Genomic DNA, 13930 nt, shown 5'->3' with positions numbered 1-13930 from the left:
GGGCTAGTGCCCTCCCACGCCGAGGACGGTCCAGAGGATCACCGCGGCGGCGACCGCCATGATCGCGGCGTAGCGCTGGACGTCGCCGTTCTGCACGATCCGGAAGAGCGACCCGGCGAACCCGACCAGCCGGGCGATCCCGTTCACGAGCAGCCCGTCGATGGCGAAGACGTCGACGATGCGCCAGATGATGTACGCGCCGAACCGGAGCGGCTCGATGACGATGGCCTGGTACAGCTCGTCCACGCGGAACTTGTCCACCGCGAACGCGTAGGCGCCGGGGAACCCCCGGGCGAGCTTCGTGGGCGTCTCGGTCGCCGGCCCGACGTAGAAGAGGATGGCGACGAGCGTCCCGGCGGCGGCGATGATCCACGCGACCACGAAGGGCCCGAGCCCCTCGTGCGCCTCGCGGGCGAGGTGACCCATCGCCTGGAGGTGCTCGGTGCCGACGGCGAAGACCGGCTCGGTGAACTTCTTGAACGGCTCGATCCCGGGGAGGCCGAGCCAGGCGCCGACGATGGCGAGGAGGGCGAGGACGGCGAGCGGGATCCACATCACCGGCGAGGACTCGTGCGCGTGCTCGGCGGTGTGCGAGCGGGGCTTCCCGACGAAGGTCAGGAAGAAGACCCGCGACATGTAGAAGGCAGTCCCGAGGGCGGCGAGCGAGCCGATGACGTAGGCGGCGGGGCCGACCCAGGGGGCGGCGAGGTTGTGGCTCCCGTGCGCGCCCGCGAGGATCGAGTCCTTCGAGAAGAAGCCGGACAGCGGGACGAAGCCGGTGATGGCGAGGGTCGAGATCCCGAAGGTGAGCGCGGTCCAGGGCATCTTCCGCGCGAGGCCGCCCATCCTGCGGACGTCGGTCTCCTCGTTCATCCCGTGCATCACCGAGCCGGCGCCGAGGAAGAGGCAGGCCTTGAAGAACGCGTGCGTGACGAGGTGGAGGATGCCCGCCCACCAGAGGCCCGTCCCGACGCCGATGAACATGAAGCCGAGCTGGCTCACGGTCGAGTAGGCGAGGACCTTCTTGATGTCGTTCTGCACGAAGGCGATGAGCGCCGCGAACAGGGCGGTCGCCGCGCCGACGAGCGTGACGGTGGCCATCGCCACCGGGGCGAGGCTGAAGAGGTAGGCGTTGCGGGCGACGAGGTACACGCCCGCGGTCACCATGGTCGCGGCGTGGATGAGGGCGGAGACCGGCGTCGGGCCGGCCATCGCGTCCGGCAGCCACACGTACAGCGGGAGCTGGGCGCTCTTCCCGCACGCGCCGACGAAGAGGCCGAGCAGCGCGACGGTGAGGGCCGTCTGGTAGGTGTGCCCCGCGAACACCCCGCTCGCGATGATCGTCGTGGCCGGGTTCGCGATCGCCTGGGCGAGGTTCTGCATCTCGCCGTAGCTCACCGTGCCGAAGATCGAGAAGAGCGCGAAGACGCCGATCAGGAACCCGAAGTCGCCGACGCGGTTCGTGACGAACGCCTTGCGGCCGGCGAACGCCTTCTGCGGATCGGTGTACCAGAACCCGATGAGCAGGTAGCTGCAGAGCCCCACGCCCTCCCAGCCCACGAACGTGAGGACGAGCGAGTCGCCGAGGACGAGCGTCAGCATCGCCGCGACGAAGAGGTTCAGGTACGTGAAGAACCGGGCGTACCCCGCGTCGTCCTCATGGGACATGTAACCCACGGAGTAGATGTGGATCAGCGTACCGACGCCGGTGACGACGAGGATCATCGTCCCGGAGAGCTGATCCACCGTGAGTCCCCACGGGATCGAGATCAGCGCGCGCCCGTCCGGGCCCGCCACCTGGATCCACGGGAATCCGTGGAACCGCAGGATGTTGCCGTGGAGCACGTGGTAGAACGCGATCGAGGAGAGACCGAACGCGCAGACCATCACCGCGACCGCGAGGAACGTGACGTTCCCCCGTCCGATGCGTCGCCCGAACAGACCGTTGACCAGGGCGCCCGCGAGCGGGAACAGGATGATGGCCCAGAGATAGGACTCTGCCGCTGCCGTCGACAGTTCGAACCAGGGCATAGGGTGGGGCGAAGGATTACCTTCTTGGGACGGTTTGGACAAGCCTCTTGTCTGCTGAAATCGCCCGGGAGCATGCGGACATGACCGCTCCAAAATTACCTGCCGCCGAGGCGTCGGGGGCCCTCCGCAGCCTGCCGCGCACCGATCGGCTGCTCGACGCGGCGGAGCGCGCCGGGCTGGTCGGGCGGCTGGGGCACGGCCCGGCCGTGGAGGGCATCCGCGAGGTGCTGGAGGGCCATCGCCAGGCGATCCTCGCCGGCGCGCCCTGCCCTGCCCCGGAGGCCATCGAGGCGGACGTGCTGGCGCGGCTCGGGGAGGCGGCCAGGGGTTCGCTGCGGGCCGTCGTCAACGCGACCGGGGTGGTGATCCACACGAACCTCGGCCGGGCCCCGCTCTCGGCGGCCACCCTCGACGCGATGCGGCACGCGGCGGGCTACACCAACCTCGAGTACGACCTCGAGGCCGGCGAGCGCGGCGATCGGTACGGCCACGCCGAGGCGCCGCTCTGCCGGCTCACCGGCGCCGAGGCGGCGGTGGTGGTGAACAACAACGCGGCAGCGGTGATGCTGGCCCTCGCCGCGCTGATGGACGCTCCCCCGGCGCGCGCGTCCGGACCGGCCGGGCCGGCGACGCCGCTGGCCGGCCCGCCGGAGGTGATCGTCTCGCGCGGCCAGCTCGTGGAGATCGGCGGCGGGTTCCGGATCCCCGACGTGCTCCGCCGCTCCGGCGCCGCGCTCGTCGAGGTCGGGACGACCAACCGGACCTACCTCCGCGACTACGAGGCGGCCGTCGGGCCGCGGACGCGGATCCTGCTCACCGTCCACCGCTCCAACTTCCGGCTCTCCGGCTTCGTCCACGACACGCCGCTCGAGGAGCTGGTCGAGCTCGGCCGGCAGCGCGGCCTGTGGGTGGTGGACGATCTCGGCTCCGGCACGCTCCTCGCGACCCGGCCGTTCGGCCTCGGCGACGAGCCGACCGTGCAGGAGCGGATCCGGGCCGGCGCCGACCTCGTCTGCTTCTCGGGGGACAAGCTCCTCGGCGGTCCGCAGGCCGGCATCCTGGCCGGGCGCCGCGAGGCGGTGCTCCGCGTGAAGCGCCACCCGCTCATGCGGGCGCTCCGCGTGGACAAGGTCACCCTCGCCGGCCTCCTCGCCACCCTCGCCCACTACGAGCGCGGCGAGGCCACGGCGGAGGTCCCGGTGTGGCGCGCCATCGCCGCCGCGCCCGACGCCTCGAGGGCCCGCGCGGAGGCGTGGCGCGGCGCGCTCGGCGACCTCGGCGCCGGCTGCGCGGTGCGGCCGAGCCGGTCGGCGGTGGGCGGCGGCTCGCTCCCCGAGGTGACCGTGCCGACCTTCGTCCTCGCCCTCCCCGGCGGCGCGCCGGACGCGCTCCTCGCGCGGCTGCGGCGCGCGGATCCGCCGGTGATCGGCCGCATCGAGGACGACCGGGTGGTGCTCGACCCGCGCACGGTGCTGCCGGACGAGGACGAGGCGCTCCTGCGCGGCGTGCGCGAGGCGCTCAAGGCCCGTCGAACAACCGACGGGCCTTGACCATCCAGGAGGGGCGGGCCGTCGCCCGCCCCTCGCGCCCGAAGTAAATTCGGGCGCTTCACCCCACCCGCCGCCCCGCTCACGCGGGTCGGCCTGAGAGCTCGTCGAATTCTTCGACAAGCTCTCAGGGGTTGAACCGGTACCCGATCCCGCGCACCGTCTCGAAGTGGCGCGGGTCCTCGGCGTCGTCGCCGATGTGCGCCCGGAGCCGCGCGATGAAGTTGTCCACGGTGCGCGCGGTGCCGAAGTACCGCGAGCCCCAGACCGCCTCCATGAGCTGCTCCCGGGAGAAGACCCGGTCCGGGTGGGTGACGAACCAGGCGAGGAGGTCGAACTCGCGGCTGGTGAGCTCGAGCGGGCGGCCCTGCACCGTCGCCCGGCGCGCGTCCAGGTCGAGCTCGATGATCCCCGCCCGCCGGACCGCCTTGGCGGCGGCCTCCCCGTGGGCCCGCCGCCGGCGGAGGAGGGCCTCGATCCGGGCGAGCAGCTCCTTCAGCCCGAAGGGCTTCACCATGTAGTCGTCGGCGCCGAGCTGCAGCCCGGCCACCTTGTCGGACTCCTGCCCCTTCGCCGAGAGGATCAGGATCGGGAGGTCCGGATCGTCCTTCCGGATCTCGCGCACCACGTCGAGCCCGCCGAGCCGCGGCAGCATCACGTCCACCACCACGAGGTCCGGGTGCTCGCTGCGCGCGAGCGCGAGGCCGCCCTCTCCGTCCACCGCGGAGCGGACCGTGTACCCCTCCATGCCGAGGTTGAGCTGCAGCCCCCGGAGGATCGACGGGTCGTCCTCGATGACGAGGATCCGATCGGCCATGCGCTCTACCCCTCCTCCGTCTTCGGCGCCGGGCGCGGCGCGGCGGCGGGCTCGGGCGTGGCCGCGGGCAGCATGATGGTGAACGTCGCGCCCGCGCCGACCTCGCTCGAAACCCCCACGCGCCCGCCGTGGGCGCTCACGATGTGCTTCACCATCGCGAGGCCGAGCCCGGTGCCCTCGATCGTCCGCGCGAGCGGATCGCGCGCCCGGTAGAACTTGTCGAAGATCCGCTTCTGGTCCCGCTGCGGGATCCCCGGGCCGTTGTCGGAGACGGTGATCGTGACGGCCGGCCCGTGCGCGACGGCCCGGATCGCGATCTTCTTCTGCGCCCCCGTGTACTTGTAGGCGTTGTTGAGCAGGTTGAGCAGCGCCTCGGAGAGCGCGTCGGGGTCGGCCATCACCTGCGGGAGCCGCGGGGCGACCTCGCGGGTCACGTCGGCGGGGGCGTGCAGGAGCTGGGGCTCGAACGCCTGGAGCGCCCGGTCCACGATCGGCTCGACGCGCTGGAGCGAGAGCTGGTAGGTGCGCCGGCCGGACTCCATCCGCGCCCAGTCGAGGAGCCGGTTGATGAGGCGCGAGAGCCGGGCGGTCTCGTCCGCGACGATCTCGAGGGCCTCGCGCTGGCGCACCGGGTCGGCGATGCGCCCGAGCTGGAGGGTCTCGACGAACATCCGGATCGAGGTGAGCGGGGTCCGGAGCTCGTGCGAGACCTTGTTCACGAAGTCGGTCTGGAGCTTCGCGACCCGCACCTCGCGGTAGAGGACCGCGATGGTCGCGGCGGTGCCGGCGATGGTGGTCGCGACCAGGGAGACGATCAGGATGCCGAACAGGTAGTCCCGCGCCACCGACCCGTACACCAGGATCAGGATGCCCACCGTCAGCATGAGCGCGGCGGGGACGAAGATGAACCCGATGATGAGCGGCAGGACGTGGCGGAGCTTCATCTGGGGCCGATTGTAACGGACCTCGGGGCCGGACGCCCGGCCGCCCGGAAGAGGGTGCCGGGGCGGCCGCGTGGTCGAGCGGGTCGAGGCGCCCGGCGCCGCCGGAGCCGGCGCGGTGCGCGCCGGCCCGGTGCCCGCGCGCCTCGAGCGCGGCACAAAGAAGAGGAGGGCGGGCCGAAGCCCGCCCTCCCGGGGACTACCGCTGACGGATCGGCGCTACTGGACGTGCACCAGCTTCACGTCGAACTCCGTGCCCGACGCGTGGCACACGTTGCAGCTCTCGACCTTGTTGCCCGCGCCGTCGTCCCAGGTGTTGAGCGCGGTGTGGGCGATCGTGTAGGTCGCGTCGTGGCACGAGGTGCAGATCGCCGTCGTGGCCGGCGTCTTCACCGGCGCGCTGGCGACGAGCGGGACCGAGCAGGCCGTGCTCTTGCCGGCGACCGGATCGACGTTCGTGTCGGGGCACGTGAACGTCTGGCTCTGGCTCGTCGCGGCCACGCTCGAGGCGAGCGGCAGCGCGTAGGTGACCTTCCCCTTCGGGTCCGTCACGTGGCACTGATCGCAGTGCATCCGGTTGCCCGGGAACGTCGCGCGCTCGAGCGGCGCGCCGCCCAGCGGGTTCGTCCCCCCGTAGCCGTAGTACGACCACGTCGCGTCCTGCGACGCCTCGCCGGTGTGGATCTTGTGGATCATCACGCTGAGCTCGATGCTCTGGCCGACGCGCGCCGCCTGACCCGAGGTCGGGTCGAGCTGCGTCTTCGCCACGTTCCGCGACTGGTTCGTCGCGGCGTTGTGGCACACCGAGCAGTACTGGACGTTCGTGCGGTTCCCTGCGTGGTGCGCGCCGAGCGAGAAGTGGCAGCCGTTGCACTTCGCGTCGTCGACGACGACGCGGCGTGCGGTGCCGGCCGAGCCGTCGAGCTTCACGAAGGCGAGCGGGTTGCCGGTGGCGGCGAGCCCGGTGTCGTTCCCCTCCAGCGTGAACAGGAACGACGTCGCCGGGTCGAGCGCTGGGAGCGCGCCGGCCGCCGGGAACGTGAACGTGAACTTTCCGTCCGAGCCGTCGGTCACCGCCGCGAGCGTGCCGGGGGTCGTCGGCTGGATCTTCACGTTGTAGTACTGGCTGTACTCGGTCGTCGGACCCGCCCAGGTCGCGCCGAAGCTCTCGAACCCGCTGGTGAGGATGTTCCGCGGGGTGGTGCCGGTCGTCACGGTGAAGGCGATCGTCGGGACGCGCGTCGTCGGGTCGATCGTGACGGCGTCGATCGTGAACGTCGCGGGGGTCGTGGCCGGCGCGAGCGAGTGATAGCCGGCGATGGACGTGGCCGGGTGGCACCCCGCGCAGGAGGCGTCGTCCGCCTGGACACCGCCGGTGTGCTTGCACGCGGCGAGCTTGCCGGTCGTCGAGTCCAGGCTCTTGGCGCTGCAGGTCGGCAGCGCCGTGCCGTCGGCCGCCGTCGTGCTCGCGAAGTTCACCTGGTCGTGGCAGGAGCCGCAGGCCGAGCTGTTCGGCCGGCTCTTCCACTGGGCGCCCTGGAGCGCGCCGTCGTGGCAGGCGCCGCAGTTGCGGACGTCCTGGGGATAGGTCACCTCGGCGATGCCGTGGAAGATCGACGTCGCGAGGTTCAGGTTCTTCGCGTCGTGGATCCGGTGCACGAAGATCTGCGCGTCGGAGCCGCCCGTGACCGCGTTGCCGCGGGCCGGGTTGTGACAGACGCCGCAGTAGCCGGCGTCGATGCGGCCGCTGCCGTGGAACGCCGCGGCGGAGAAGCCGTCGTGGCACTTGGAGCAGCCGTCCGTCGAGGCGACCTGGCGCCGCGCGGCGGTGCCGTTGCCGGACGGGACGAAGTTGTACTCGAGGTTCACGGTCTTCCGCGTGCGGACGTCGTTCGAATCGGTCTGGCGCTGAGCCTGGATCCAGAGGGTGTGGGTCGCGGTCCCCTGCGCGGGGTCGAACGCCACGGTCGCCGGGAACGTGTAGGTGTAGTCACCCTGGCCGTTCGCGGTGAGCGTGCCGTCGGTCGTGCTCGGCGTCCCGTTCGTCGGCGGGGTGAAGGCGGTCGGGCTGCCGCTCTTCTTCGTGAGGACCGTGTAAGGGAGGACGTTCCCCTTCGCGTCGAACGTGAAGTACGAGAGCGAGAACCGGGGGGAGACGGTGCCGAGCGAGTAGCCGCCGAGCACGTCGATCGGGTAGCCCTTGTCGTCCTTCAGCGTGAAGCGGACGGAGACGGAGCCGTTCGTGTTCGCCGTGGGAGCGCTGGCGACGGCGACGACGAGGCCGGTGCTCACCGCGGAGATGCCGTCGGTGCCGTTGGTCCCGTTCGTCCCGTTCGTGCCGTTGGTCCCGTTCGTGCCGTTGGCGCCGGCGGGGCCCTTCGAGCCCGAGCAGCCCGCGAGGGCGACGGCGCCCGCGAGCAGCAGCGTTCCCGTCTTCTTCCAAGAGATGATCTGCATCGTGATTGTGAGCTCCGATGATTGAGAGACGAAGCGTTGCGGCGCGCACAGTAGGAGAATCGCGCGGCTCGCCTCAACTGCCTCGAGCAAACCCGCTTGATTGCGCCCGGTCCCGCGCTTCAGACGTCGCGCAATGATTCGGCCCTCGACGCTGGCACACCGAGCCAAGAACCGCTTTACTTACGTGCCGTTGGCGGCCGGCGCGCGCGGCGCGCAGCCCGCGCTGCGCCAAATGACGCACTTTTCAGGCGCAGGCGTCCGCAGGATATTTTGACGCGCAACCATGCGAAACGACTGGCGGCCACCGCATGCACCATGGGTCATCGATGCGTCACCCTGCGTCACGTTGTCGCATACGCGGGCAATTCACCGACACGCCTCATGATCGGGGGGATTGACGCGCGCGGGAGCTCGATCGCTCTCCGCCGGCCGACACCGTGCGGCCGGCCCGTCCCGCACCCCGAAACGAACCGGGCGGACCGGCGCGCAGGCCTGGGAGCTGGGCGCGCGCGAACGTCACGCCGTCGTGGCACGGCGTGGCCTCCAGCGCACATCACCCGAGCATCAGCGAGATGTATGCGTGGTTCACCCGCGCTCGAGCCGTCCTCGACCAGCCAGCCCGGAGTCGGCCTGGTCCGGAATCGAACAAGGCGACCCGGGTGGGCCTCGCTCGGAATCGACGTGATCCGACGGCGCCGCTGCTCACGCCCGGCCCTGCGCCAAATGACACACCCGGAAGGCGTGGACCTCGCCCGACCCTTTGACATGCAACCATGCGTAACAACGGAACCGACCGTCACGCACTCCGGGTCGTCCGGACACCACCGTGCGTCATTTGCCCCAATTCGCGGCGCGCTCGGCGTACCTCGAGATCCGTACAGCGGCAATGACGCATCATTTGCGGCTCTCACGTTCCGCGAATGTATCCAAGAACTGAGCGTTGATCATGAACCCCGAAAAGCACCCTGGCTACGGGGTGTTGCCCGGCACGTTCTGGACGCGAGCGGCGCGGCCGACCTGGAAGGATTTGCGCACGCGATCAAACCGTTGATTTTGGCTCACTGCACGCATCCGGGCTGCGACAAGTTGACGGACCGGCACCCCCTTGGTTTAACTACCAAGTAGTTCGAAGTGTTGTCCCGCAACGGTTGTTGCGGATCAACCGTCGGCAGGAAGTCGTGAAGTGCGGCGCTCCGGGTCAGGTCGCGTCGCGAAAACAGGCTGTGCGTTAGTGCTCAGCCCTCATTGGGAGGTTTTCACCGAATGCAAAGGCGGATGAAGAAGTACGGCGGCGCGCTGGTCATGGCCGGCGTGCTCGCGCTCACGGGCTGCTCGGGCTCGAAGGGCGCCAACGGGGCCAACGGCACCAACGGCACGGACGGCACCAACGGCATCAACGGCGTCACGGGCAAGCTGTCGCTCAAGATCGACGGCGTCGCGACCACCACCAGCAACGGCGTGACCACGTCGACGCTGACCTTCACGATCTACCCGGCGGCCGCGGTCTGCCCGGGCGGAGTCTGCAAAGACCCGCTGTTGACCCAGAAGGACGACCCCAGCTCCCCCCTGGGGCAGATGTCCTTCACCGCCCAGGAGCTCAACGCGACGAACGGCTTCGACACGAAGAAGAACTTCAGCTTCAGCGGGTACCACTTCAAGGGGTTCACGGCTGACGGCAACGGCGCCCAGTACACGGCCACGAAGGCGAGCGCGCCGTTCGCTCCCGAGGCCTCGGCGAGCGCGTATGTCTACGGGTACGTCACCTCCACGTCGGCGGTGCCGGCCCCGACGTCGGGCCACTACTACCTGCCCGGCAGCGTCGCGAGCGCGTCCAAGGTGTTCGGCACGGTCGCCTACACCTCGACCGCGAACGTGTCCGGCTGCGAGAAGTGCCACGGCAAGCCGTACTCGAAGCACGGCTATCGCCAGGCGACGGTCGCCGGCCTGAACGACTTCGTGTCCTGCAAGGTGTGCCACACCGACCAGCGGGTCGGCTCGGACGGCCAGTGGTACGTGCTCGCCGATGACCCGGCGACGCTCGCCAACCTGAACGCGACCAACGGCGGCAAGCTCACCCCCGACCTGGTGACGAAGTACGCCTACACCGCGAACATCATGAACGACGTGCACAACTCGCACGCGTTCGAGTTCAACTACCCGCAGTCGATGTCGAACTGCGTGACCTGCCACGAGGGCAAGCTCGACAAGGTCCTCACCGACGCGAACTTCCAGCCGACGGTCTGCAAGAGCTGCCACCCGGTCACGGGCGTGAACGGCACCCCGGCGGGTCGCGCGCCTGCGATGAAGACGATCTGGGCGAACAAGGGCGTCTCCTCGTACCACTCGTTCGACCTGTACACCCAGATCGATCCCGGCCTGTGCAACAGCTGCCACAAGGCCGGCAACAGCATGAACGCGAAGACGTTCGCCCAGCTCCACTCCGGCTACAACGCGGCGATCTACGACAGCACGGGCGCGAAGTACTCGGCGTCCATCAAGGCGCAGGTCGATGGCGCGACCTTCGACGCGTCCACGAACCAGGTCACCGTCAACTTCAGCATGACCGGGCTCGCCGCCCAGGCCGCCGTCAAGCCCACCGTGGTGGTGAGCCTCTACGGCTACGCCACGAAGGACTTCGTCGTCAGCGGCCATGGCAGCCAGTCGGACGGCACCAGCAACCTCGAGTACACCTACGGCGCGGTGCAGCGGAGCAACCCGTCGCTGTCGTCCAACAGCGCTCGCCTGACGCTGAACCCCGCGGCGCCCACCGCTGGCACCACCTCGTGGACCGCCACGGCCGACCTGTCCCTGTGGTCCCAGATGATCGCCGCCGGGACGGTCAAGCGGATCGAGGTCGCTTTCCTGCCGGCCCTCGGCGTCGACCAGACGCAGGCCGTGTCGGCCACCAACCCCGCCATCGCCGTCGCCGGCGTGACCCAGACGGTCGACGTCTCCAAGACCGCCACGGACGCGCGCATCGCCGCGGGTAGCTCCTACGGCAAGGCGATCGTCGACGCGGCGAAGTGCAACCAGTGCCACGACGCGCTCGGGACGACGTTCCACACCCCGGCGTACGGCAGCGCGGGCGTGGTGGCCTGCCGCCTCTGCCACTTCGTCGGCGCCGGCGCGTCGCACCTCGAGATGCAGTCGCGGTCGATCGACTCCTACCTCCACGCGATCCACTCGATGCAGGAGTTCGACATCAAGAACATCGACATGACGGATCCGGTCCAGGCGCTCGAGTACAACGACCACGTCGAGGGCAACTACCCGAACTTCGCCGGGCCGCTGAACTGCGAGTCCTGCCACGCCTCGGGCACGTACGACGTGCCTGACCAGGCCAAGTCGCTGCCGGGCCTCGTCTCGGCCTCGTCGAAGTTCCTGGCCGGGACGCGCAACATCGGCACGGTCGCCGCCGAGATCGCCGGTCCGGGCGCGCGCGCCTGCGGCTCCTGCCACCGCGCGCAGCTCATCAACGAGGACAACGCGACCTCGCTCGCCGCGTTCTACGCGCACTTCAACATGTACAGCTCGGACGTGGCCGACACGACCCTGTTCCTCGACACGGCCGCGTTCGTCGAGTCGCAGATCGGCGGCCCGGCGTTCACGGGGACGGTGCCCGCTGGCGCGGCGGTCGAGCAGTGCGTGATCTGCCACGCGACCTCGGGCAGCTATCACCAGACGCTGTTCAACACCTGGAAGAACGGCCTCTAATCGGGCCGGTGAGGTGGGCTCCGGCCCACCTCACCCTTCCAGCAGTACAGATTGAGCAGGGGATGAGGCGAGCAGGGTTCTGCTCGCCTCATCCATTTCTGGGGCGCAGAAACGCGCGGACCGCTGCGAAGAGCGACGCCTCCCCGCGAGGCAGGCCGCGTCGCGACGCGGACGCTCGAGGCGAGCGGGGGCTCGGTCAGCCGTGAAACGGCGCGTTGGTCGCGCCCCGCTCCACGAGCAGCGGCGCCGGCGCGAAGCGCTCGCCGTGGCGCGCGCGGAGGGTCTCCAGCTTCTCGAGCAGCGCCTTGGTGCCGAGCGAATCGGCCCACCGGAACGGGCCGCCGCGGAACGGCGGGAAGCCGAGCCCGAACACGGCGCCGACGTCGCCGTCGCGCGCGCTCCGGAGGATGCCCTCGCCGAGGCAGCGGATGGCCTCGTTCACCATCTGGAGCACCACCCGCTCCTGGATGTCACCGGGGGAGAAGGGCTTGCGGGAGCGCCCGCCGGGCAGGAGGTCGTAGACGGTCTCGTCCACGCGCTTCTCCTTGCCGCCGTAGGTGTAGAAGCCCTTCCCGTTCTTCCGGCCCAGGCGGCCCGCGGCGACCACGTCGTGCAGGGCGGCGGGGGACGCCATCCGCTCGCCGAAGGCCTCGTGCAGGATCTTCCCGACCTTGTCGCCGACGTCGATCCCGACCTCGTCGAGCAGCGTGATCGGCCCGACCGGGAACCCGAAGGACACCAGCGCGTGATCGAGGTCCTCGACGGACGCGCCCTCCACCAGGAGCTGCGCCGCCTCGTTCATGTACGGCGCGAGGATCCGGCTCGTGTAGAAGCCGGGGCCGTCGCGCACGACGATGACGGTCTTCCCCTGCCGCTTGCCGAGGGCGACGGCGGTGGCGATCGCCTCCGGCGCGGTCCGCCCGGTGGCGATCACCTCGAGGAGCGGCATCCGGTGGACCGGCGAGAAGTAGTGCATCCCGAGCACGGTCTCCGGGTGCGCCGACGCCTCGGCGATCCTCGTGATCGGGATCGAGGAGGTGTTGGAGGCGAAGAAGCCGCGCGGGTTCACCGCCTCGAACGCCCGCACCATCTCCTGCTTCAGGGCGAGGTCCTCGAACACGGCCTCGATGACGAGGTCCACGGCGCCGAAGCCGCTCCAGTCGGTCGTCGCGGTGAGGAGGCGCAGCTTCTCGAGCCGCTCGAGCCGGTCGATGGAGCGCCGCCGCACGCGCTCGTCGAGCACCGCGGCGACGGCGGAGAGCCCCTTCGCCGCGGCGGCGTCGTCGCGCTCCCGGAGCCGGACCGGCAGCCCCGCGTTCACCGTCACGTAGGCGATGCCGCTCCCCATCAGGCCGCCGCCGAGCACGCCGACCCGCTCCACCGGGCGCGGCTTCACCGCGGGATCGTCCACGCCGCTGTCCTTCTTCAGCGCGGTGCTCGCGAAGAAGACCTCGATGAGCTGCTTCGCCACGGGGCCGGCCGCGAGCTGCCCGAGGAGCTGCGCCTCGCGCTCGAGCCCCTTCGCGAAGCCGAACCGGTACCCGTGCTCGATCGCCTCCAGGGCGCGGAGCGGCGCCGGGTAGTGTCCCTTCGTGCGCGCGAGCACCTGCTTCCGGGCCTGGCGGAAGAGGACCTCCCGGCCGAGGCGGTTCTCCTCGAGCGCGAGCCGCGTCACGCGCTCGACGGCGGGGCGCCGGGCCGGGCGCCGCCGGAGCTCGCCGGCGGCGAGGGCCCGCGCCCGCTCCCGGGCCACGGCCAGGAGCACGGCGGGGGGGACCGCCTCGTCCACCAGCCCGAGCCGGAGCGCCTTGCGCGCGTTCACCGTCTTTCCGGCCAAGATGAGGTCGAGCGCCGCCTGGATCCCGACGAGGCGCGGGAGCCGCTGGGTGCCGCCCATGCCGGGGATGATCCCGAGCTGCACCTCGACCAGGCCGAGGCTCGTCCGCGGGTGGTTCGTCGCGACGCGGTACCGGCACGCGAGCGCCAGCTCGAGGCCGCCGCCCAGGCAGGCGCCGTGGATCGCGGCGACGACGGGCTTGCGGAACCGCGCGACCCGCTCGAAGACGGCCTGCCCGTCCCGGGAGAGGCGCTCCATCGCGCCCGCGTCGGTCGCGCCGCGCATCAGGTCGATCTTCGCCCCCGCCACGAACCCGTCCTCCTTGCCGCTCCCGAGGACGACCGCCCGCACCGCCTCGTCCCGGTCGAGCCGCTCGAGCACGGTCACGAGCTCCGCGGTGAGCGCGGGGTGGATCGTGTTCACCTTCTCGCCGGGGTCGTCCACCAGCACCGTCGCGACCCCCTCCGCGACCTCCACGCGGAAGTGCCGGAGGGCCGCCTGCGTCGAAGCCATCGCCTCAGCCGAGATCATGGGTACCTCCCGAGTCCGTCCGGGCGCGCCGCCCGGAGCCGCCGCCTCGCTCCGC

7 protein-coding genes and 1 pseudogene are annotated in these 13930 nt (G+C 70.7%); 3 read left to right on the top strand and 5 right to left on the bottom strand.

All coding sequences use genetic code 11. The features are described 5' to 3' along the window. Positions 1-3: 3 nt before the first annotated feature. A complete protein-coding gene (gene nuoL, locus MNZ27_RS08410; RefSeq protein WP_242393598.1) occupies positions 4-2031 on the bottom strand; it encodes an NADH-quinone oxidoreductase subunit L in 2028 nt (675 codons plus the stop codon). An 80-nt stretch (positions 2032-2111) separates the two neighbouring features. On the opposite strand from nuoL, the pseudogene MNZ27_RS24250 reads away from it, so the two are divergent. Further along, positions 2112-2252: pseudogene (locus tag MNZ27_RS24250) on the top strand (hypothetical protein); the annotation flags it as partial. Next, positions 2238-3581 carry an L-seryl-tRNA(Sec) selenium transferase gene (selA, locus tag MNZ27_RS08405; protein WP_408629686.1) on the top strand — a complete coding sequence of 448 codons (1344 nt, stop codon included), beginning with the start codon at positions 2238-2240 and terminating at the stop codon, positions 3579-3581. The pseudogene MNZ27_RS24250 and the gene selA, both read left to right, overlap by 15 nt. 124 nt (positions 3582-3705) lie before the next feature. On the opposite strand, the gene MNZ27_RS08400 is transcribed toward selA, so the two are convergent. From MNZ27_RS08400 to MNZ27_RS08390, 3 genes are all read right to left on the bottom strand, one after another. Next, positions 3706-4395, bottom strand: a complete 690-nt coding sequence (locus tag MNZ27_RS08400; RefSeq protein ID WP_242393596.1) for a response regulator transcription factor — start codon at positions 4393-4395, stop codon at positions 3706-3708. Positions 4396-4400: 5 nt separating this feature from the next. Further along, positions 4401-5339: a sensor histidine kinase gene (locus tag MNZ27_RS08395; protein ID WP_242393595.1), complete on the bottom strand. Its 939-nt coding sequence runs from the start codon at positions 5337-5339 to the stop codon at positions 4401-4403. 216 nt (positions 5340-5555) lie between these two features. Next, complete coding sequence (locus tag MNZ27_RS08390) at positions 5556-7793, bottom strand: OmcA/MtrC family decaheme c-type cytochrome (protein ID WP_242393594.1); 2238 nt, start codon at positions 7791-7793, stop codon at positions 5556-5558. Positions 7794-9056: 1263 nt separating this feature from the next. Here MNZ27_RS08390 and MNZ27_RS08385 point away from each other — a divergent pair. After that, positions 9057-11507 (top strand): multiheme c-type cytochrome, encoded by a 2451-nt coding sequence (locus tag MNZ27_RS08385; RefSeq protein ID WP_242393593.1) that lies wholly within the window; start codon positions 9057-9059, stop codon positions 11505-11507. A 196-nt stretch (positions 11508-11703) separates the two neighbouring features. On the opposite strand, the gene fadJ is transcribed toward MNZ27_RS08385, so the two are convergent. Then, positions 11704-13875: a fatty acid oxidation complex subunit alpha FadJ gene (gene fadJ / locus MNZ27_RS08380; protein ID WP_242393592.1), complete on the bottom strand. Its 2172-nt coding sequence runs from the start codon at positions 13873-13875 to the stop codon at positions 11704-11706. Positions 13876-13930 lie beyond the last annotated feature (55 nt).

Origin of the sequence: Anaeromyxobacter oryzisoli (genome assembly GCF_022690765.1) — a bacterium.
GTDB lineage: Bacteria > Myxococcota > Myxococcia > Myxococcales > Anaeromyxobacteraceae > Anaeromyxobacter > Anaeromyxobacter oryzisoli.
Note: the sequence above shows the minus strand (reverse complement) of the source record. Positions and strands in the feature narration are given on the sequence as shown.

Coding starts and splice junctions, on each gene's coding strand:
- MNZ27_RS08390 (WP_242393594.1), bottom strand. CDS start 7,793: ATGCAGATCATCTCTTGGAAGAAGACGGGAACGCTGCTGCTCGCGGGC.
- nuoL (WP_242393598.1), bottom strand. CDS start 2,031: ATGCCCTGGTTCGAACTGTCGACGGCAGCGGCAGAGTCCTATCTCTGG.
- MNZ27_RS08395 (WP_242393595.1), bottom strand. CDS start 5,339: ATGAAGCTCCGCCACGTCCTGCCGCTCATCATCGGGTTCATCTTCGTC.
- fadJ (WP_242393592.1), bottom strand. CDS start 13,875: ATGATCTCGGCTGAGGCGATGGCTTCGACGCAGGCGGCCCTCCGGCAC.
- MNZ27_RS08400 (WP_242393596.1), bottom strand. CDS start 4,395: ATGGCCGATCGGATCCTCGTCATCGAGGACGACCCGTCGATCCTCCGG.
- MNZ27_RS08385 (WP_242393593.1), top strand. CDS start 9,057: ATGCAAAGGCGGATGAAGAAGTACGGCGGCGCGCTGGTCATGGCCGGC.